This window comes from Streptococcus sp. SO2, assembly GCF_030440025.1.
Genome location: NZ_JAQFJH010000014.1, coordinates 15,703 through 37,702, shown reverse-complemented (window position 1 = coordinate 37,702; position 22,000 = coordinate 15,703). Strand labels below are relative to the sequence as shown.

Genomic DNA, 22,000 nt, shown 5'->3' with positions numbered 1-22,000 from the left:
CCCATAATCACTCACTTATAGTAACTCACAAAATATTCCCATTTCACTAAAATTAATTTCTTTATCTTTATCTTTATTTTTACCTTTATCTTTATCTTTACCTTTATCTTTGTCTTTAGTTTTATCTTTATAAAAATATGGCTCAATTTCTCTTTTAAAACTATCAAATCCTTTTTGTTTTCGTCCACGCTTTTTCTTTGTTCGTTTTATATAAATAAACAGCTCTAACAGCAAAATCCACCATCTAGACATAGCAATTCCTTGCAATGGTAGTGATTCATCCTGTGAATTATTTTTTAAAGGATCGCAATTTAAGCAATACTCATTTTTTAACCGATCAAAAATTTTCTTATTAATAGAAAAATCATTTCTCACAAAAAAGCTTAATATAATAGGCTCTGTAGAAAAATTTTCTCTCATTGTCTGAGACAAATAGTAGTCGAGTTCTTGTTTACGAATTTCTGGTTCTGCATATTTTGTAATAATATAATAGAACCAAATTTCAAATTCTGATTCCGAATAATAATCTAATAAATAATCTCTATCAACAAGCATCTGTTTTATTAATTTAGGAACTGCATTATTAGCTAACTTGCTACAAATTTGATCAATTAATTTATAAACATGCGAAACCAATCTAGGCTGTATATAAGATACTTTGAGTATAAAAGGTATGAAATATGAAACTATACGATCATCTATTTTCACTCTATCATCTTTTATTGTATTTTTTAATGTAGTTAATACAGTTTTTATCTGACTAAGATAATTCTGGGAAACCAGACTTTCTATATATTTCCTAAGTTGCTTATAATTATCTTTATCTAAAGTTAATGTTTCTAGACTATAGCAAATGTTCAAATAAGGAAATAAACTATATACTTCATCTATATTTGCTTTATTATTTTTCGAAAAACCTCTCCCAGTTTCAGTTTTTTCAAATTTTCGCGTTAACGAAAATGATTTAATCAATCTATCAAAAATCTCAATATTCTTTTCCAATTCTGATTGTGAGTACGAATAAAATGAATAATCATCTACATATCTATAATATCTGGTTATGTTTTTATCCTTAAATTTCGCATCAAGAGCAAGACTTATAAATTCTGCTGTAATGAAAGAGCTTATTGGTCCAGTTATAATCCCATTTGTTTGATTTTCATTTATTGCTCTATTATAACTACCTAAAAATTTAAAAAACATAGCTATGCTATTAGTAAAATCATTAAATGGTGCGTATGAACTAAGTTTAAACAAAAGATTTATATCAATTGATGAGTAATAGTTCTCTAAATCAACAGATAAGTAATATGGTGCACTCCCCTCAATTAAGAATGATTTCTCTTCGTTTTTTTCAAAACTTTTATTTAATTTTCTGTTTAATTCATTAGTATAATTTTTAAATTTTTCATAGAATTGTATGTCTTGGTTTTCATAATCCATTCTTAAAAAATGATCCAAACCTAATATTGGTGAATTAGATTTTTGTATGATATCTTCTATTTTTTCTGAATTATATAGTTGCATTATCCAATCATTGTGTGCATGGACTGCATTATAAACAAAAGAAAAAAAGTATATAGGATTCACTATTCCCATCATTCTCTTGGAACCATTATTTTTAAATGCAAAGTATTTTAACGCCTCTGAGCCATATCTCTCAACGTACTCTGATCTTGAAATTTCCTTTAGATTTAACTCTACATAATCACTACTTTTAATTGTTTGATAAACTGGAATCTTGCCTAGTTTAATTCTTTCAAATAACCTATCTGGGATTTTAAAATATTTATCTACAAACGGAGGTAAATTACTTGAAACCATCTGGTCCATGAGTATATCTATATTATATCGATCTTGTCCACTTATCATTAAAACTCTCCAACCTTATCCGGTTCATCACTAAACAAAGTCACATGTCCCATTTTGCGGTTGTGCTTCGCTTCTATTTTACCATACATGTGGAGGTGGGCGCTTGGATTTTCTGTGACATATTTTTCAGCAGCCTCGACGTGTTGGCCGAGGACATTGAGCATGACAGCAGGTGCATGGAGGTGAATAGTAGGAAGTGGTGCACCGAGAACACCCAAGATATGCGTGTCAAATTGGGAAAAGTCGCAGGCTTCGATTGAGTAGTGACCTGAATTGTGTGGACGTGGCGCGATTTCGTTGACAATGATGTCATCAGCTGTCGCAAACATTTCCACGCAAAGGGTTCCAGAAAGGTTCAGCTGTTCTGCGATTCGCACTGCCATCGCTTTGGCTTTTTCATCTAGACTTTCTGAAATGCGAGCAGGTACAATGGTTTTTGAAAGAATGTTGTTGCGGTGGATATTTTCCTGAACCGGAAAAACCGTCACATCCTTGCCATTTCCTGACACGATAACAGAAATTTCAAGGTCAAAGTTGACAAATTCTTCCAAGACACAGTCTGCTGAGTCAGCTAGCGCATAGGCTTCTGCCAAATCTGCTTCTGAGCGAATGACTTTTTGTCCGTGTCCATCATAGCCACCTGTCGCAGTCTTGAGGACATAGTTTTTCGACAAATCGATATCTGCCAAGTCTTGACTTGAAGTCACAACCTTGTAAGGGGCCACAGTGACTTGTGCCTTGTTTGAGAGAAAGTCCTTTTCAAAAATGCGATTTTGAGAAATGCGGAGCAAGTTCGTTCCTTGAGGGAGTTGCCCATCCTTGATAACAGCATCCAAACCGTCGGCATCCACATTTTCAAATTCGTAAGTGAGAACATCACAGCGATCTGCCAACTGACGTAGAGCATCCACATCGTTGTAAGGAGCCACGATAATTTCCGCCACACGGGAGGCTGGGCAATCCGCCGCAGGATCCAGCGCGATAACCTTGTGCCCCATGTAGATAGCTGAGATCGCCATCATCTGACCGAGCTGGCCACCACCGATAACGCCAATGGTTTTAATTGAGCTCATTTGTAGACTCCTCTGCGATTTTTCCTTGTTCTTCAGCAAAATTAGCAAGTGCTGTCGCAATAGCCTGGTCCTCTACTGAGAGGAGACGGAGGGCAAAGAGAGCAGCGTTGGTCGCACCTGCTTCACCGATCGCCATAGTTGCGACTGGTACGCCACCTGGCATCTGAACGATGGAATAAAGTGAATCCACACCGCTAAGGGCACGTGATTTGACAGGTACCCCGATAACTGGAAGTGTCGTTTTAGCTGCGACCATACCTGGCAAGTGAGCTGCGCCACCCGCACCTGCGATGATGACCTTGATGCCACGGCTACGTGCTTCTTCCGCATGTTTGAACATGAGGTCTGGTGTACGGTGTGCAGAAACAACTTTCTTTTCGTAGGCTACACCGAAGCGATCTAGGACTTCTGCTGTTTTTTGCATGGTTGCCCAGTCGGACTTTGAGCCCATGATGATGGAAATTACTGGTTTCATAGTTAATAATATCCTTTTCTTTTTTGATAATGGTCTTAGGTGGTGGGGACGGAAGCAAACCTTCGGTTTCATTCCTAAACTTTGAGCCTAAGGTCTCAAAGTTTCCCCCGACCAGAACAGTAAGAGTTCTGGTCTTTTCACCACGGCAACCATTATCGTATTTGGCGACTTCGTCGCGTTATTCTTATATCTTTACTTAATAGCCTTGCTGCCGATATCGTTTCGGTAGAAGAGGCCTTCAGTGTTTTGTTTGTTGAGTTCCTTGTAGATAATGTTTTGGGCGTCTTTGACGGTGTCTGCTGTTGTGACGAGCATGTAGACACGTCCGCCGTTTGAGAGGAGGTCTTGGCTATTTTCAGCAAGTTTTGCACCGGCATAGTAAGTGATGATGTCACCTTCTGTCTTGGCTGGAAGCTTGACACCCTTCTCATAAGCGAGTGGGTAGCCGTTTGATGCCACAACCACGCCCAGTGTCACACCCTTGTCCGTCCAAGTGATCGCTGGCTCTTTGCCATCCAAAATGTCAGTGATGTTTTCTGCAAAGTCAGATGTCAAACGAGGTAAGATGATTTGCGTTTCAGGATCTCCAAAACGAGAGTTGAACTCGATGACTTTCGGTCCATCAGCTGTCAAGATTAGCCCCGCGTAAAGGACACCAAGGTAAGGACGTCCTTCTTTAATCATACCTTCAAGAACTGGCTTGACAATAGTGTCAACCGCTGTGTCAACCACGCTCTGTGGTAAGTGAGGAACTGGTGCATAGGCACCCATCCCACCAGTATTAGGACCCTTGTCGCCATCATAAGCACGTTTGTGGTCCTGAGCCGTTGGCATGATATAGAACTTGTCTCCATTGACAAAGGCAAAGAGGGAGAACTCTTCCCCGTCAAGGAATTCCTCGATGACCACGCGCGCGCCTGAATCACCGAATTTATTGTTCAAAAGCATCTCATGAGTGGCTTCAACTGCTTGCTCAACTGTCTCCGCAACGACGACACCTTTCCCAAGGGCCAAGCCATCTGCCTTGACGACGATTGGAGCGCCTTTATCCTCGATATAAGCTTTGGCTTCCTCAAAATCTGAAAATGTCCCATAGGTTGCTGTCGGAACGTCGTATTTGACCATGATTTCCTTAGCAAAATCCTTGGACCACTCCAGCTCAGCTGCAGCCTTGGTCGGACCAAATGCCTTGAGACCTGCCGCATTAAAATCATCCACAATCCCAGCTGCAAGGGCATCATCTGGCCCAATGAAGGTCCAAGCAATATCGTTAGACTTTGCAAATTCAATCAATGCAGAATGTTCGGAAATAGAGATATTTACCAAATCAAGTCCATCTAAGGTCATCCCGTCATTCCCAGGAGCCACGAAAACTTGCTCAACGTCTTTAGACTCCAACAACTTTTTGGCAATCGCATGCTCACGACCACCTGAGCCAACAACTAACAGTTTCATCTCTCAACCTCTTTTGCGAATTATTTACTAACATTATACCATAAACGTTCGCTTTAATCTTGTTTCGTTCAGCTTTTTAATCAAAAAAAGGAAAGAAACTGTTTTCTTCCCTTTCATTTTCTTAATGTCTAAAATGTCTTACTCCTGTGAAGACCATAGTCAAGCCGTATTTATCAGCAGCTTCGATAGACTCTTGGTCACGATGATTACGTTTAATATTTTACCTTCAACATTCTTTTAATCTTACTGATATATAATGTTTTTCTCGTTATCGTCATTAAAACTAATAGACAGTAACTTTCTCAATCCATAGTGGACAACAAATTTTGTATGGATATTTACCGGCTTGTCAATATTATAATCTCGATATCTAAATTCAATATTTCCTGTATTCAACCTAATACCCAATACTCCTAATTGTACAAGTAAAGTTAACAATTCCAATAATTCGTCAGTATTACCTTGACGTTTTTGCATAAAATCGAATAACTTATGATAGGTAAACTCATATTTACCAAGTTCAGAAATTGATTTTAATAGCTTATCAACTTCATCAAATTTACCTGTTATCTTCAATTCATTAGATATTTCCTTGTAAAACCACTCTGAATATTCTTTTTCAACTCGTTGCATATTATTAAGAACAATTTTTTGATCCTCAGGAAATTTTTTCTTGTATATGTTAAAGAACGATACTATATCCCTAGGTCGACCAAAACTTCTAGACATCATATATTTAAATATTGTATCTTTTGTAGGAAAGAAATTCCTTCGTATTTCACTCAAAGGAAGATTATCATCAATACTTTTACTCATTTTATACAAAACCATCTTAATTAGAGGGCTATCTGAGGCAGCGGCATTAGATTCATACCAAATCAACTCTATTCCCCCAGATGTTATCGGCTTATTGACATCGCCTGATTTTCCAAATAATAGCTTAAGAATGTCACTTCTTAAAAGCAACACAATTTTTGAATTTCCTTCAATTTTTCTGTTGAGTGATTGGGCTCCATAAATCATAGAAATCATTAAATCTATAAATTCATCTAAATCCATGGTTTCTTCTAATCTATCCATATCATCAAAAAAAATAAAATATACTTTTGAAGACGCTTTTAAATAATTTAAAACCTCTGTTTCAATTTCTTTATATTTCTTAAAATATGGAGATTCAATACTAGTAGTTTTTTGTGTACTTCCAGAGCTAGAGGTTACCTGTAATTCCGCACCTAAATCAGATATTTTTGAGTTAAATTTCCCGCTATTTTTAATTTCCGTAGAATCTTCGTTTATAAATTGTTGAACCTCTAAAAATTGTCGTGTCACTGATTCAATTAGTTTTTTTATTTTCCGCTTCCTATAAAATTGCCAAAAACGGGCATACTCATAATCTTTTTTTATTAAGTCAACAAATTGTTGCAAAAATACGTATCTCCAAAACAATGATTGTTCTTCCTTCTTAACAGAATCATACTTGAACTCTTTCAGTTTCTCATAGATATATTCATCATAGGAAACTATTTTACTAGACTGATTAGCATTATGTCTCATTTTTTCATTTAGGTATGAAGCTAATAAAGTCTTACCAGTACCTTTTCTGCCATAAATGATAAATTTCTTTTTTTTGCTTAGCTCTTTTTCATAAAAAGAATCTTCATCATAAAATAAATCTTGAAATTTAGGTTCTAACGATTCATCACTTCCATCAACATCTCCAAAATTAAAATCTTTTATTCTTACTTCATTTAATTTCATAATAACTCCTACCACATAATAAGAAAACTGGTGTGCCTAGTGACATAACTTCATCGATAACTCGATTACTGACACTAAAATTACCACACCAGTTTCTTAAATTAATTCTTAGAATGTAACTACATTCTACTTAATTATTCGTAAAATGTCAACTATAAAATATTATTTCAAGTAATTTTTCCTAATGTCTAAAATGTCTCACGCCTGTGAAGACCATAGTCAAGCCATATTTATCAGCAGCTTCGATAGACTCTTGATCACGGACGGATCCTCCAGGCTGGATGATGGCCTTGATACCAGCTTTGGCGATTTCTTCCACGTTATCCGCAAATGGGAAGAAGGCATCTGAAGCAAGGACAGCGCCGTCAAGACGGTCTTTAGCTTGCTCAATAGCAATACGGACGGAAGCCACACGGTTGGTTTGACCAGGACCAACACCAAGTGTCATGTGGTCATTGGTTACGATAATCCCGTTTGATTTGACGTATTTAATAGCTTTCCATGCGAACTCAAGGGCTGTCGCTTCTGTCTCAGTTGGTTGGCGTTTGGTTACCACTTGCCAGTCAGCTGGGCTTTCTTTAATCACGTCCTGATTTTGAACGAGGAGACCACCAACAACACCAGTGTATTCTGCTTCTGCTTCACTGGCATCTTGTGCGTCAAATGGCAAGGCTAGGATGCGCAAGTTTTTCTTCTTAGTTGTCAAGATTTCAAGCGCTTCGTCAGAATAGCTTGGCGCAATGATGATTTCAAGGAAAACACCGTGCATTTTTTGAGCTGTCGCAGCGTCCACTTCACGGTTGAGAACGACAATACCACCAAAGATAGAAACTGGGTCAGATTCATAAGCGTAGTCCCAAGCTGTTTCGATATCGTCAGCTTGACCGATTCCACATGGGTTCATGTGTTTTAAAGCCACAACGGTTGGACGTTCTTTGAAATCACGAATGATACGGATGGCAGCATCAGCATCACGGATATTGTTGAAGGACAATTCCTTACCGTTGAGCTGTTTAGCAGATGCAATAGAGTAGTCTGTTGGCAAGGCTTTTTGGTAGAAGTCTGCGTCTTGTTGAGGGTTCTCACCGTAACGCATTGGTTGCTTGAGGTCATAAGTCAAAGTGAGTTTTTCAGGCTTGCTTTCTCCGACTTGAGCTGTGAAGTATTCTGCAATCAAGGCGTCATAAGCCGCTGTGTGACGGAAAACCTTGGCTGCCAAACGTTGGCGAGTTTCATAAGAGGTTTCGCCGTTTGCTGCCAATTCGTCCAAAATCACAGCGTAGTCAGCAGGATCTACCACAACTGTAACACTGGCATGATTTTTCGCTGCTGAACGAAGCATAGATGGCCCACCAATATCGATATTTTCAACCGCATCAGCATAAGTCACATCTGGTTTAAGGATAGTTTCCTTAAATGGGTAAAGGTTGACCACCACAAGGTCAATGAGCTCAATCTTGTTGTCCTTAGCCGCTTCCAAGTGGCTATCCAAGTCACGACGAGCGAGAAGCCCTCCGTGAATATTTGGATGGAGGGTCTTCACACGACCGTCCATCATTTCTGGGAAACCAGTCACATCGTCAATGGCAATGGTGTCCACCCCAGCATTGTCAAGGGCAACCTTGGTCCCACCTGTCGAGATGATATCCCAACCAAGTTTTTTAAGTTCTTGGGCAAATTCAACAATGCCCGCTTTATCTGAGACTGAAATAAGTGCTCGTTTAGTCATGTTCTTTCTTTTCCTTTTTAAAAAAGTTCTTTCTTTGCTACAGTCGAAAATTTTCTTTCAGCTCGAGGGCTTTCTTATTTTCGTGCAGCCCCAAAACTATCCAAGACTTCTGGATATAGTTTGTACTCTGTTTCGTGGATGCGAGTTTCGAAAGTATCAAGGGTATCCCCTTCAAGGCGTGGCACACGGACTTGTTTGATGACCTTACCGGTATCAACACCAGAGTCCACCCAGTGAATAGTCACGCCAGACTGGTCAACGCCTGTATTCCAAGCATCCTCAATGCCATGAGCGCCTGGAAATTCAGGGAGAAAAGCTGGGTGAATATTGATGATACGGCCTTCATAAGCTGCTAGTAAAGTTGGACCGACGATTTTCATATAGCCTGCGAGACAAACCAAGTCAATCTGGTGCTCATCTAAGAGTTCGACGATGGCTCCTTCGTAGTCTACTTTGCTCTCAAACTCCTTGAGTTCGAAGGCATAGGATAAAACTCCAAGATTTTCTGCACGCTCAAGTACATAGGCATCCCGGTGATCTGAAAAGACAAATTCAACTGGAAATTGTTCCGCAATCACCTGAAAGTTTGAACCGTTTCCAGAAGCAAAAACAGCAATCTTTTTAGCCATTATTTAATCACCACACTTGCATCTGTCTTCTTGACAATCCGACCGATTTCATAAACAGGCTCGTCAAGAAGTTCTTTGATACGCTCCACATTTTCTGGTTTCACCGCAAGCATGAGACCAATACCCATGTTGAAGATTTCAAACATTTCTTCGTGTTTGATTTGGCCATATTTTTCAAGGGCTTTGAAAATTGGAAGAACTGGGACGTTGCTTTCATCAATTTCAGCGGCCAAGTCATCTGAGAACATACGTGGCACATTTTCGATGAAACCACCACCTGTGATGTGGGCAATTCCATTCACCAATTCCTCTTTAATGAGTGGCAAGACAGCCTTGACATAGATGCGAGTTGGCTCAAGAAGAACCTCCTTGAGTTTCTTACCTTCCAACTCAGGCAATACTTCTTCACCTGTGTAATCAGCAAAGACACGACGAACAAGTGAATAGCCATTTGAGTGGATACCGCTTGAAGCAAGTCCCAAAATCACATCGCCTTCTGCTACTTTTGAACCGTCGATGATTTGAGATTTTTCTGCAACACCGACTGCAAAACCAGCCAAGTCATAGTCGTCTTCGCCGTACATGCCAGGCATTTCAGCAGTTTCCCCACCGATAAGGGCGGCACCAGCTTGCACACAACCTTCGGCCACACCTGCAACCACTTGTTCTAGTTTAGCTGGTTCATTTTTACCAGTTGCGATATAGTCCAAGAAGTAAAGAGGCTCTGCACCTGCAGCAATGATATCATTGACACACATAGCCACACAGTCTTGACCGATGGTATCGTGTTTGTCATACTTGATAGCAAGCATCAGCTTAGTACCAACACCATCTGTTCCTGAGATCAAAACAGGTTCTTTGACACCTGTTTTTGAAAGGTCAAACATACCACCAAAACCACCAAGAGCTCCCATGACACCTGCGCGCTCCGTACGTGCAACGTGCTTTTTAATTCGTTCAACAACTTCATAACCCGCTTCAACATCCACACCAGATTTTGCGTAAGCATTCTTATTTGTCATTTGTTTATTCCTTTTCTTTTTTTGAGAAAGACTGCGACGTATTTTTAGATAAACAATTATTTTATCTAAAAATACTAGTCAGGTCTCTAGCTTTGGTCCCATAGGAGAAAGCGTCTACTGACAAATGCTTTAGCTTTTAGTCAGTAGTGAGACGTGGCGCATAAGCATTCTTATTTGTCATTTGTTTATTCCTTTTCCTTTCCTTCAATGGGATTTTTTATTTGTAAAAACTCGTTTTTTCTTCTAAACTTCTACGATATTCTTCTTCATAGTCATAGAGAGGAGTTGGATATTTCCCATCAAAGTAAGCCACACAGAGGCCGCCATTTGGCGCATCTGTTTCAATCCCAATAGAGTCAATCAAGCCATCAATAGAAAGATAAGTCAGACTATCCGCACCTATGATTTGGCAAGTTTCATCAACGGTATGATTGGCCGCAATCAACTCCTGACGTGTCTGGATATCAATCCCGTAGAAACATGGATAGGCAAGAGCAGGACTACCAATGGCAACGTGCACTTCTGACGCTCCTGCTTCTTTCAAAAGTTGGACAATCCGACGAGAGGTGGTGCCTCGTACGATAGAATCATCAATCATGACTACGCGTTTGCCTTTAACAACACCAGAAACGGCAGACAATTTCATACGAACCCCTTGCTCGCGCAATTCTTGAGTCGGCTGGATAAAGGTCCGTTGCGTATATTGGTTCTTGATGAGCCCCATTTCATTTGGTAGCCCAGACTCTTCCGCAAAGCCCATAGCTGCACTGAGTGAGGAGTTTGGTACCCCAACTACGATATCAGCTTCATGCTTGAACTCACGTGCCAATTGAGCTCCCATCCTCTTACGAGCTGTATGGACATTGACACCGTGGATGTTAGAGTCGGGACGGGCAAAGTAAATATACTCCATGGAACAGATAGCCAGTTGAGTATCGTTTGTATAGCTGTCATACTGGATGCCATTGTCATCAATAATGACAATCTCGCCTGGTTTCACATCGCGAATCCACTCAGCACCGATTACTTCAAAGGCACAGGTCTCAGATGAAACCACTACTGCTCCATTCGTCATTTTCCCGATTGACAGAGGACGGAAGCCGTTTGGATCAAGCGCTGCAATTAACTTATCTTCAAACATCAAGAGATAAGCAAAACCACCTTTAACAAGACTGAGGGCTTCCTTAATTTTACCCATTAGGTTTGGATTGTGACTACGGCGAATCAAGTGAGCCAAGATCTCTGAATCAGAAGTCGAGCTAAAGATTGCTCCTCTTTGTTCCAATTCTTGCTTGAGAGATTCTGCATTGGTCAGATTCCCATTATGAGCCAAACCAAACTGCATATCGTGAAAGCGGAATAGGAAAGGTTGGATATTGTCTACAGAGGCTTCTCCCGCAGTCGCATAACGCACGTGTCCAATCGCTCCACTTCCTGTCAATTTATCTAAATTCGCAGGATTTTTGAAGACTTCTGATAAAAGCCCCATATCACGATGACGCTTCAATTTCCCTTGGTCATTGGAGAGGATTCCTGCCCCCTCCTGACCACGGTGCTGAAGACTATGGAGTCCAAAATAGGTCAATTTGGCAGCGTCTGGGTGACCCCAGATACCAAAAACACCACATTCTTCATTAAGAGATTTTACTTCGTATGTCATTTTATATACCTAATTTTTATTTGTGTATCATTCCTTAACGATACTAGAGCGGAATGATACGGCAGAAGCTCGTTTCACTCGCAACAATAAATCATATGCAATTGTCGTAAGTTAGATCTACTTGATTTTACATTGACTGATGGTTACCTATTAGAAAATCTGCAAAGCCTATTTATTTTCCAGTAAAGTATTTAACCGCTGATGCAAAGAGATATTGGTCTTTATTTCCTGGAATATTTTGGAAGAGACCGTCTTCGAAACGTTCTGAGTGTCCCATCTTACCAATGATTTGACCGTTCTTACTTGTGATACCTTCAATCGCATTGACAGATCCGTTAGGATTGTATTGTGAATCCATGCTTGGTTTGCCTTCGAAGTCAACATATTGGGTAAAGATTTGACCATTATCACGGAGCTCTGCAAATTCCTCAGCTGTCACGACAAATTTACCTTCACCGTGTGATACTGGGATGGCATGAATGTCACCAACTTCTACTCCAGCAAGCCATGGTGAGTTCGTGTTAGCAATACGTGTTTCAACCATCTTAGCTACGTGTTGGTTGGCATCATTGTAGAAGAGGGTTGGACTAGTGCTGCTTGCATCTTCAAAGTTACCGTATGGAAGAAGACCTGATTTGACAAGAGCTTGGAATCCGTTACAGATACCGATAATCAAACCACCACCTTCGATGAAGCTATCAATGGCTGCACGTACTTTTTCGTTAAGCAAGATATTAACGATAAATTTAGCTGATCCATCTGGTTCATCTGCTGCCGAGAAGCCACCTGCAAAGAAGAGAATATTGGCTTTCTCGATATTGTCAACCATGGTGTCAACAGACTTGACAATAGCCTCTTCGTTAAGTGTTACAAATGGTACCAAGTTGACTTTTGCCCCTTCTTTTTCAAAGGCTTTAGCGGAGTCATATTCTGAGTTGGTACCTGGAAACACTGGGATGTAAACCACTGGTGTCTCAACTATTTCTTTAGCTTTGACAACAGCATCTGATGCCACAGCAGGTACTTCTTCCAACTCAGTTGCTTGTGCAAATTCCGTCGGGTAAACTTCTTCCAATTTACCTTGGAAGGCACTGTCAAGTTTGTGTCCATCAAGCGTTACACCATTGACAGTAAGTGTAAAGTCAGCTGCTGTTTGTCCAATCTTGGCAATCCCTGCAATATCTTCAGGAGATGTGAAGACGAATCCACCCAATTGAGCTGTCAAGGCAGTCTCAAGATTTTCAAGGGTTACAGTGGCACCAATATGGTTACCAAATGTTGCAAGGGCAAGGGCTTCAAGGACACCACCATATTTGACAGCTGATGCTGCTGTTACTTTGTGATCAGCTTGGATGGCTTCAAATTGAGCAAAGTTAGACTTGATAAGGTCGAAGTCAATTTCTTGTGCCAAAGCTTGACCTGGGATGTAATAGATATTTTCACCAGCAGCTTTAAATTCTGGAGAAAGGACCTTACGGCTATCTGCTGTTGTCACCCCAAAAGCAACCAAGGTTGGTGGTACTGTCAATTCTTCAAAGGTACCAGACATAGAGTCCTTACCACCGATAGATGGCAAGCCAAGTTGAATCTGAGCTTCGATAGAGCCTAGGAGAGCTGCTACTGGCTGACCAAAACGCTCAGCTTGCTTGTCCATACGCTCGAAGTATTCTTGATAAGAGAAACGAGCCTTAGACCAGTTGGCACCAGCAGCAACCAAACGGGCAGTTGCTTCGATCACTGCATAAGCCGCACCATGATATGGAGACCATTCTGCTACATAAGGGTTGAACCCTTGTGCCATAACAGAAGCAGTTGTTGTCACACCATGTTGAACTGGCAATTTCTGTACGGAAGCTTCAGTTGGTGTGATTTGGTAACGACCACCAAGTGGGTGATTGACTGTTGAACGACCAACTGAGCTATCAAAGATAGTTTGCAACCCTTTTTGACTGGCATGGTTAAGGTCAGCCAAGACTTCAAGAGTATCAGCTTCGAGGGTTTCGGCAGATGTTTGACGTTCTTCTGGAAGCTTGACATCCTTGTCAACCACCTTAGCATCTACAACTACACGTACACCGTTCGTATCAAGGAAACGACGTTCCAAATCAACGATTGTTTCGCCATTCCAGTGCATGACAAGATTTGGTTTTTCAGTCACTGTTGCAACGACAACAGCATCAATATTTTCTTTGTTACATGCTGCAATAAAGGCATCTACATCTTCTGGACGAACCACCACAGCCATACGTTCCTGAGATTCAGAAATAGCAATTTCGGTACCATTCAATCCTTGGTATTTCAACGGCACTTTATCTAGATCAATTTCAAGACCATCAGCCAATTCACCGATCGCTACGCAGACGCCACCCGCACCAAAGTCATTTGATTTTTTGATCAGACGAGTCACATCACCATTACGGAAAAGACGTTGAATCTTGCGTTCTTCGATAGCGTTCCCTTTTTGAACCTCAGCACCAGCTGTTTCAACAGATTCAACCGTTTGAACTTTAGAAGAACCTGTCGCGCCACCGACACCGTCACGTCCAGTCTTACCACCAAGCAAGATAATCACATCGCCAGCTTCAGGTTTTTCACGAACCACATTTTCCTTGGGAGCTGCACCGACTACTGCACCTAGCTCCATACGTTTAGCAACGAAACCTGGGTGGAAGTATTCACGAACATAAGTTGTTGCAAGACCAATTTGGTTCCCGTACGAAGAATAACCGTGAGCTGCTGTTTTAGAAATCACTTGTTGTGGTAATTTACCAGCACGAGTCGCTGAAATTGGAGCCGTGATATCACCAGCACCTGAGATACGCATGGCTTGGTAAACGTAGGAGCGCCCTGACAATGGGTCACGAATGGCACCACCGATACAAGTAGCCGCACCACCAAATGGTTCGATTTCCGTTGGGTGGTTGTGAGTTTCATTCTTGAACATAAGAAGCCATGTTTCTTTGATACCATTGACATCCACCTCAATTTCAACTGAGCAGGCATTGATTTCATCAGATACTTCCATGTCATCCAAACGACCATTGGCACGCTCATAACGACCAAAAATAGTCGCCATATCCATCAAGGTTTGAGGTTTTTCTGTACGTCCCAACTCATCACGCATCGCGATATATTTGTCATAAGTCGCTTGCAATTGTTTTTGGAATTTAGAAGCTGAGAAGTCGATGTTTTTCAACTCAGTCTCGAAAGTGGTATGACGGCAGTGGTCAGACCAGTAGGTATCCAACACCTTAAGCTCCGTCTCAGTCGGTACACGACCAATAGACTTGAAGTAATCTTGAATGAATAGAAGGTCATCCACTTCCATGGCCAATCCTTGCTCGGCCTTATACTGTGCAAAATCTTCTGCTGTATAAGTTTCAAAGAAATCCAAGTTTGGAATGGTCTTGTCAGACTCAGAGAAATCCTGTTTCGCAATACCAATAGTGATATCTTTGAAACGAGAATCCACTGGGTTCAAGAGATAGTTTTTGACAGCTTCCAACTCATTCGCATCAATATCCTTGTTAACCAAGTAAAGTTGCGCTGTATTCACTGTTACATCATTTGAACTACCAAGCAAAAGCAAAGCTTCTTGTGAAGATGCCGCACGTTGGTCAAATTGACCAGGCAAACTTTCGATAGCAAAGAAAGCATACTTCTCAAGATCAGCCTTAACCTCAGCTTCATCCAAAACAGTATCGGTCACCTGCTCAGAGAAGATGTGTTTTTCCGCACGCGCAAACAAGTCCTCTGCCAAATTAAAGACATCGTAAACCTGAACAATCCGAAGACCCTTCAAGGTTTTCAACTGAAGATTATGCTGTAATTCTTTTACTAAAGAGTCAGATTTGACACGAAAATCAGCTTTTTTCTCAACGAAAATACGTTTATCCATTTTATTTCCTTTATCTATTTCTACTTAAAGATTGTAGTGAAGACCAAGTATTCTATTTGTAAAAGGCTACTTCAATCCTTGCAATTTTTCCAATACAACTTCATAAACATCTGTTAAACTGCCCAAATCTCTACGGAAAACATCCTTGTCCATATGGTGCCCTTCCGCATCCCAAAGACGGCAGTTGTCTGGTGAGAATTCGTCTGCCAAGATGATCTTGCCATCCTTATCAAAGCCAAATTCCAATTTAAAGTCAATCAACCGAAGACCAATTTGTGCAAACCAATCTTTCAACAATTCATTGATACGACGCGTTTCTTCCTTGATATAAGCAATTTGCTCATCATTGGCAATATCCAAGAACTTCACATGCTCATCATTGATGAATGGATCATCCAAATCATCGTTCTTGTAGTAAAATTCAACGATTGGAGTTTCTAAGTCCAAACCTTCTTCCACGCCAAAACGTTTTGAGAAAGAACCTGCAGTCACGTTACGAAGAACAACCTCCAAAGGAATGATGGTCACCTTCTTATTGAGTTGTTCTGTGTCAGAAATACGTTCGATAAAGTGTGTCGCCACACCAGCTGCATTCAATTTTTCGAAAATAAGAGACGAAATCTGATTATTCAGCACACCTTTCCCCTCTATGGTCTCTTTGCGAGCTCCATTCAGCATAGTGGCCTGGTCCTTGTAGACCGACTTAATCACATTTTCGTCTTCTGTAGTATAGATATCTTTAGCTTTTCCCGTATAAATAAGTTTACTGGACATTTTCTTGTTCGCCTTTCGCATTACTTTACATCATTCTAACACAACATACACCAAAAATCAAATATTTCACGAACTATATTTAATATCACATCTGAAAAAGTACAGAAAAATCGCAAACGATTTTTCATTTGCGATTTTCTAAGATTGATTTGAGTTAGAATGAGAACTTTATTCTTGTTTCAAAAAACGATCAAGATAGTAGCGTAAAAAACTCTTCCTACCTGTAATCATAGTCAAACGACCTTCAAGTCCATAACGAAGTTTTTCTGCTTGTTCAGCATTCAAATCCGTCTCTGCCTCTAATTTAAAGAAATTGCCCTTTTCTGTCTGAGTCGCACTGGTATCGATATTCGTAATCTTGGATGTCAACACTAGCTGCTTATTGGCATCCGTTACCGTTGTAAATCGTACCTCATTTCCATGCTTGAGATCAGCCACTTCCTTAGAACTGATATAAGCTGTCAGTTTTGCCTTCCTCTCCCTAGCCAACTGCGGAAAAAGGTGAGCAAGGATAGTTCCTTCTGGAATGATGGTAGATCGACTATGCTCAGGATTCAAATGTAGAACACCATCTTCTGTTGCTGTAATTTTCCCCTTCTCTAAAAGATTTCCTTGAATCTTTTTACCTGACTCCACTTCAAGAATTTTCTGATCCAAGAGCGTTAATTCCTGGCCTACCTTGGCTAGTTGCTGAGATTTTAATGACTCCAACTGACTTCCTAATCCAGATGCATAAGCTTGCTGGGCTCCTGAACCTGCATACTGTACTCGATAACCTGCAAGAGTTGACTCCAACTGAGTGATGTGAGCGTCTAGCTGAGATAAGGCCTGCTGCTTGGCTTCCGATCCCTGCTCTTTTGTTGACTGATAAGATTGATAAATGGCATAAGCTGGATGATCACTCTCTAAGACTCCATCAGCTTGAATAGCAGACTTGGCTTGCTGATATTCTTTAATTTTGGACTGGGTTTCACCGATGAGATTGCCTAACTCTGTCTGACTACCACTGGCTGCTGCATTTTGAGATGATATACTAGCATTTTGTTGCTCAACCTGACTCCGCAGACTAGTAGCTTGATTTAGATAATCTAAAAAACTATGCTGATAGCCAAATTTATCTACTTCAGGAAATTGATCACTTCCTGCTTGAAGGCTTGCTTTTAAGTACTCCAGTTGAACCTTTTGATCCTTGAGCATTTCCAACTGACTAGCATAATTCTCAGCCTGAACTGCTTCTGCTCCCTCTTGGTATTGAACGAGAAGATCCCCTTGCTTGACAAACTTATTTTCAGCCAAATGGTTGGCAACAATCTTACTATTACTACTAGACTGAATGGTGGCAATGATACGAGCAGGTTCTACCGTAGCTCCAGCTGTCAAGCTTATCTCCTTTTGTGCAAAGATTGAAAAAACGATCAGGAACAAAAACAAGATAAAACTTGGAAAAATCACATAACTAGAAAAATTATGGTAACGACGATTGTAAAACTCAGCACTTTCTAAAAATTCTGATTGCATCTTTTCTCCTCTCTAACTATTCACCAAGTGGGCATAAAAACCACCCTGAGCCAGTAAATCCATATGTGTACCCTCTTCGACAATCTTGCCTTGATCCAAAACAACAACCTTCTCTGTCCGCTCAGCAATGGTTAAACGGTGGGCGATGAAAATCAAGGTCTTATCCAAAGCCATGAGATTATCGACAATTCGCTTCTCGGTCAAAATATCTAGACTGCTGGTCGCCTCATCCAAGATCAAGACAGGCGCATCGGTCAAGAGAGCACGCGCCAAAGCGATCCTCTGACGTTGCCCACCTGAAATGCCCGCTCCATCCGAAGTCAATTCTGTCTGGTAATTCAGTGGCATGCGCTCAATATCCTCCCGAATCTCTGCCAACTCCACTGCTCTCAAGATATCCTCCTGGGTCGTCCCCTCCTTAGCTCCGAGGAGAAGATTCTCCAAAATCGTTCCGTTAAAGACGTAGGGCTGCTGAGGCAGGTAGTTGATATACTGGCGCAGAGCCTTTTTATCAATCTGATTGAGATTGACACCACCCAGACTAATCTCCCCCTGACTAGGATCATAAAAATTAACCATCATCTTAGCCAAGGTCGTCTTACCCGATCCTGAAATCCCTACAAAAGCCACTTTAGAGCCTTGCGCAATGGTTAGATTGATGTCCGACAAGACATCTCGACCATAGCCATATTTGTAGTGAACCTGCTTGAAATCCATATCTCCTTCTAGCAAGCTCAAATCTGAGACTGTTTTCTTTTCCTCAAACTCAGATGCAACCAGATAAACTTCATTGAGACGGTTATTGGCAACCTGCGCTGTCTGAAGCTTAGTTTGCAGATTGATGATATTTTCCAATGGATTTGTAAAGTAAATAAGCAAGGTATTATAGGTAATCAACTGGCCCAAACTCATCTTATTATCCATGACTAGGAGAGCCCCCATCCAGAGAATGGCAACATTGAGCAAGAGTTGGGCAAGCTTTTTCAGAGCCTTTTGCTGACTTTCTGCCCGACTGTAAGTAAAAGATTTTTTCAGATAATCTACAAATTCCTTGTCAATCTTTTGGTAGCGTGAACTTTCACTAGTTAAGGACTTGATGGTCTCAATGCCATTGATGTCCTCAATGATAGAAGAAGACAGAACAGCATTGGCTTCCATAGTTTCCCGATTCATCTTTTCAAAGGGCTTCATAAAAGCAAAGATAATCACTGTGTAGATAGGAAGGGCTAGTAAACTCATGAAAAAGAGATTGCTATTCTGCGAAAATAGAACTAATGAAATAATCAAGACAGTAGATACATCCAAAAAGATTGACAGAATGGTCGAAGCCAGTGCATCGATGATACTATTCGCATCCGTGAAACGAGACACGATTTCCCCTGTCCTTCGTGTTGCAAAAAAGGACATAGGCAAATGAAAAACATGCTTGATATAGGACAAAATCACATCAATGGACAAGCGTTGCCCCAAAACAAGTAAGAGATACTCCTGAGCATAGGACAAAATCTGTTGGAGAATATAGACGATGACCAACCCAATAGAAATAATCCCCAAGGTTGAGCGCATCTGATCTGGTACATAAGTGTCAATGATAGACTGCAGATAATAAGAACCCACAATGTTAATCAAGGTCACCAAGAGGGTCGCCAAAACGATATTGACAATCAAGCCACGCTGTTTTACTAATATAGGGATAAAGGAGAGAAGCCCATTTTTTTGTTCCTTATGAGGCTTATAACTCGGAGATGGAGCCATAAAAATGGTGATTCCTGTCCACTCCTTGGCAAAGCGCTCACGAGAAATCTTGGTCAGCTTAACACTAGGATCTGGATCAGCAATATAAATGTTGTTCTTGTCCTGGCCAGTCACAACATAATAATGGAGCAATTTCCCTTCCTTAAGCACATGAGCCACAAAAGGAAAAGTTACATCCGGCAAATCAAACAAGGTCATGTCCGCCTTTATTGCTCGCGTCTCAAAACCTATCTCCTCAGCAACCTTGACTAAGCCTAAAGCCGTAGTCCCATCCATGGTCGTCTTGGCCAACTCTCGCAAGTAAGCCAGAGAATAATAACTACCATAATAACCAAAGACCATGGCTAATGAAGCCACACCGCAGTCCATCTGGTCTACCTGAGGACGATAATGCCGTTTACTAAATTTCATATCCTACTCCATTTCCTAACAATCTCCAAAGAAAACTTTGTAAGATTATTTTATCCAAACAAAGAAGCAAAAAGAAAATTATTTCTAAAAAAACAATAACTACACCTGAACAGCACTTTTTCCTACATAAAAATAGGTAGAAGAAACGTCCTACCTAAAATATATATTTATAAAGATTTCTTTTTCTTCCTAATTCCTTTGTCAATCATGTACAAAACGATAATCGAAAACAGAGGTGGTACAATATAACTCTTTTCACTCATTGTCAGCTGAAATCCCAGAGTTGCTAGTATCTTGAGAATAAACATATTCATCAGAAATAAGAAAAGGAACGTTAGAAATATTTTTAAAGTCTTATTCATTTCCATCCTGATTATCTTCTTTACCTCTCATTTTCTGGATAGCATGATATTTTACCGCTATGTAAATGATTAAAAAAAGTAGGGGATAAGATAATAAATCTGAAAGTTCCATGAAATTTACACTATACTTTCCTAGCAATAGTTTATAGTCTATTAAAACTTGCATGATAGAAAGTACAATACGTACTAGTAGAAGCAGCCCTAATAATATCACTTCTTTTTTAAACATACGAATATCTTTCTAACTAAAATTAAACTACAGTTCATCAGCTTAACACCCCAACATTCCCCAAGATTGCCCTAATACTGGAGCCACAAAGTTCAAATTCATTTTATCAACCTTTATCACATTTTTCTTCACTTCTATAAAGTAAAATAAATACTATCAAGAATAGTGAAATTGTAGGCATGTCAAAATTTTCAAACCATGTAGGTAGATTTATTTTGTTTACATCAGCCACTATTCTAACAATGATATAAACCATCGAACTGCAGCATACAGTAAACTCTATCCAAGCTTTTTGTAACACTTGAACGACTTTCATCTCAAACTCCATTTTGATAGTCCATCAATTCCCAATCTTACTTCCTTTTGTTTGATACTTGTATCCTACATAAAACAGACCAAGCAGAATTGGATAGTTTTCTGGATAAAACAAGGTATTGATCGGTTTTTTCAAAATCAAATACGTTACAATATAGATAATGACTGACACGATAAAATAACCTTCAGCAAATCCCAATAAGAATTTTTTCATAGCAGACTCCTGCTTTCTTATAAAGAATTTACTAGCTTTTTATCCACCTCGTGATGCAGACTGATAACCATTATACGCACCCCAAGCTAATAGTCCAACAGACAAAATACCACCACCAATTAAAAGTACTACTCCTCCACCATTGACTTCTTGCAGTTCAACATCACTTAACGTAGTATAATTTTGTTCAATAGTTTGTAAATTCGACATGTTTATCCTCCATTTTAATAATAAAAATTAGTTTTCTTTTAATACACCAATAATAATCATCAATACACTCATAACAAACGCAGACAACAGTCCTTTAGTAGTACTATTGAAAAAAGGTCTATCAAAAACATAATAATTATATGCAGATAATCCTAAACCAACGGCAGTCACCACAATTGTAATAACGAGTAGTATAATCCAAAATGTTTTCTTGCTCATATTTATCAAAAACTATGGATGAGTAATATAGTAGAACGTTTTACCAGCAGCTTCACCAACTTGGTAAATCCCCCAACCAATTGCAATACCCACAGAGACTACCTCCCAAGCAACTCCCCCATCCACTTCCATTAGCTCTTCTTCCGTAAGAGCTACAAAGTTCTGTTCCATTTTGTCAAAGTTTGTCATTTGTTTTTTCCTTTATTTTTATAGTTTTTTGTTTGTTATTTTTAACCTTTAAACCATTTTAAAAGCCAAATTGGATAAATAACTGAAATAATCATTCCTAATCTCCTTCCTTTTCTTCTCACTTATCTATTCGAGAAATCATTTTAAAATGAATGAATAAATTTAATTTATTTAAAATACAATTTGATAAACCATGGAAGTAAAATTGGTAAATACATTGATCAGACTCCTTT

19 protein-coding genes are annotated in these 22,000 nt (G+C 39.8%); all 19 read right to left on the bottom strand.

What is annotated here, in order from left to right; all coding sequences use genetic code 11:
• Nucleotides 1-15 precede the first annotated feature (15 nt).
• A complete protein-coding gene (locus PCY17_RS09715; RefSeq protein ID WP_301393594.1) occupies nucleotides 16-1,872 on the bottom strand; it encodes an RNA-directed DNA polymerase in 1,857 nt (618 codons plus the stop codon).
• Complete coding sequence (gene purK, locus PCY17_RS09710; RefSeq protein WP_301393592.1) at nucleotides 1,872-2,945, bottom strand: 5-(carboxyamino)imidazole ribonucleotide synthase; 1,074 nt, start codon at nucleotides 2,943-2,945, stop codon at nucleotides 1,872-1,874. The genes PCY17_RS09715 and purK overlap by 1 nt, the downstream gene beginning before the upstream one ends.
• Nucleotides 2,932-3,420, bottom strand: coding sequence for a 5-(carboxyamino)imidazole ribonucleotide mutase (gene purE, locus PCY17_RS09705; protein WP_301393589.1), 489 nt, complete (start codon nucleotides 3,418-3,420; stop codon nucleotides 2,932-2,934). The genes purK and purE overlap by 14 nt, the downstream gene beginning before the upstream one ends.
• Before the next feature lie 192 nt (nucleotides 3,421-3,612).
• Nucleotides 3,613-4,875: a phosphoribosylamine--glycine ligase gene (gene purD / locus PCY17_RS09700; RefSeq protein WP_301393586.1), complete on the bottom strand. Its 1,263-nt coding sequence runs from the start codon at nucleotides 4,873-4,875 to the stop codon at nucleotides 3,613-3,615.
• Nucleotides 4,876-5,118: 243 nt separating this feature from the next.
• On the bottom strand, nucleotides 5,119-6,633 hold the full coding sequence (locus PCY17_RS09695; RefSeq protein ID WP_301393583.1) for a hypothetical protein: 1,515 nt from the start codon (nucleotides 6,631-6,633) through the stop codon (nucleotides 5,119-5,121).
• 181 nt (nucleotides 6,634-6,814) lie between these two features.
• Nucleotides 6,815-8,362, bottom strand: a complete 1,548-nt coding sequence (gene purH / locus PCY17_RS09690; protein WP_301393581.1) for a bifunctional phosphoribosylaminoimidazolecarboxamide formyltransferase/IMP cyclohydrolase — start codon at nucleotides 8,360-8,362, stop codon at nucleotides 6,815-6,817.
• A 74-nt stretch (nucleotides 8,363-8,436) separates the two neighbouring features.
• A complete protein-coding gene (gene purN, locus PCY17_RS09685; RefSeq protein ID WP_301393578.1) occupies nucleotides 8,437-8,991 on the bottom strand; it encodes a phosphoribosylglycinamide formyltransferase in 555 nt (184 codons plus the stop codon).
• The gene (gene purM / locus PCY17_RS09680) at nucleotides 8,991-10,013 is read right to left on the bottom strand and encodes a phosphoribosylformylglycinamidine cyclo-ligase (RefSeq protein ID WP_301393575.1); all 1,023 of its coding nucleotides are present in this window, start codon (nucleotides 10,011-10,013) and stop codon (nucleotides 8,991-8,993) included. The genes purN and purM overlap by 1 nt, the downstream gene beginning before the upstream one ends.
• A 217-nt stretch (nucleotides 10,014-10,230) precedes the next feature.
• Nucleotides 10,231-11,673, bottom strand: coding sequence for an amidophosphoribosyltransferase (gene purF / locus PCY17_RS09675; RefSeq protein ID WP_301393573.1), 1,443 nt, complete (start codon nucleotides 11,671-11,673; stop codon nucleotides 10,231-10,233).
• Nucleotides 11,674-11,845: 172 nt separating this feature from the next.
• Complete coding sequence (locus tag PCY17_RS09670; RefSeq protein WP_301393570.1) at nucleotides 11,846-15,571, bottom strand: phosphoribosylformylglycinamidine synthase; 3,726 nt, start codon at nucleotides 15,569-15,571, stop codon at nucleotides 11,846-11,848.
• Nucleotides 15,572-15,637: 66 nt separating this feature from the next.
• A complete protein-coding gene (gene purC / locus PCY17_RS09665) occupies nucleotides 15,638-16,345 on the bottom strand; it encodes a phosphoribosylaminoimidazolesuccinocarboxamide synthase (RefSeq protein WP_301393567.1) in 708 nt (235 codons plus the stop codon).
• Nucleotides 16,346-16,513: 168 nt separating this feature from the next.
• Complete coding sequence (locus tag PCY17_RS09660; protein ID WP_301393566.1) at nucleotides 16,514-17,863, bottom strand: bacteriocin secretion accessory protein; 1,350 nt, start codon at nucleotides 17,861-17,863, stop codon at nucleotides 16,514-16,516.
• A gap of 12 nt (nucleotides 17,864-17,875) precedes the next feature.
• Entirely contained in the window at nucleotides 17,876-20,029 is a 2,154-nt protein-coding gene (gene comA, locus PCY17_RS09655) for a peptide cleavage/export ABC transporter ComA (protein WP_301393564.1), read from the bottom strand.
• A 167-nt stretch (nucleotides 20,030-20,196) separates the two neighbouring features.
• The gene (locus tag PCY17_RS09650) at nucleotides 20,197-20,391 is read right to left on the bottom strand and encodes a hypothetical protein (RefSeq protein ID WP_049504617.1); all 195 of its coding nucleotides are present in this window, start codon (nucleotides 20,389-20,391) and stop codon (nucleotides 20,197-20,199) included.
• Nucleotides 20,384-20,620: a hypothetical protein gene (locus tag PCY17_RS09645; protein ID WP_301393561.1), complete on the bottom strand. Its 237-nt coding sequence runs from the start codon at nucleotides 20,618-20,620 to the stop codon at nucleotides 20,384-20,386. The genes PCY17_RS09650 and PCY17_RS09645 overlap by 8 nt, the downstream gene beginning before the upstream one ends.
• A gap of 106 nt (nucleotides 20,621-20,726) precedes the next feature.
• Nucleotides 20,727-20,936 (bottom strand): bacteriocin immunity protein, encoded by a 210-nt coding sequence (locus PCY17_RS09640; RefSeq protein ID WP_301393559.1) that lies wholly within the window; start codon nucleotides 20,934-20,936, stop codon nucleotides 20,727-20,729.
• Nucleotides 20,937-20,960: 24 nt separating this feature from the next.
• Entirely contained in the window at nucleotides 20,961-21,149 is a 189-nt protein-coding gene (locus PCY17_RS09635; protein ID WP_301393557.1) for a hypothetical protein, read from the bottom strand.
• Nucleotides 21,150-21,188: 39 nt separating this feature from the next.
• The gene (locus tag PCY17_RS09630; RefSeq protein ID WP_000067700.1) at nucleotides 21,189-21,359 is read right to left on the bottom strand and encodes a H354_08695 family bacteriocin-like peptide; all 171 of its coding nucleotides are present in this window, start codon (nucleotides 21,357-21,359) and stop codon (nucleotides 21,189-21,191) included.
• 231 nt (nucleotides 21,360-21,590) lie between these two features.
• Nucleotides 21,591-21,767 (bottom strand): class IIb bacteriocin, lactobin A/cerein 7B family, encoded by a 177-nt coding sequence (locus PCY17_RS09620; RefSeq protein ID WP_049526785.1) that lies wholly within the window; start codon nucleotides 21,765-21,767, stop codon nucleotides 21,591-21,593.
• Nucleotides 21,768-22,000 lie beyond the last annotated feature (233 nt).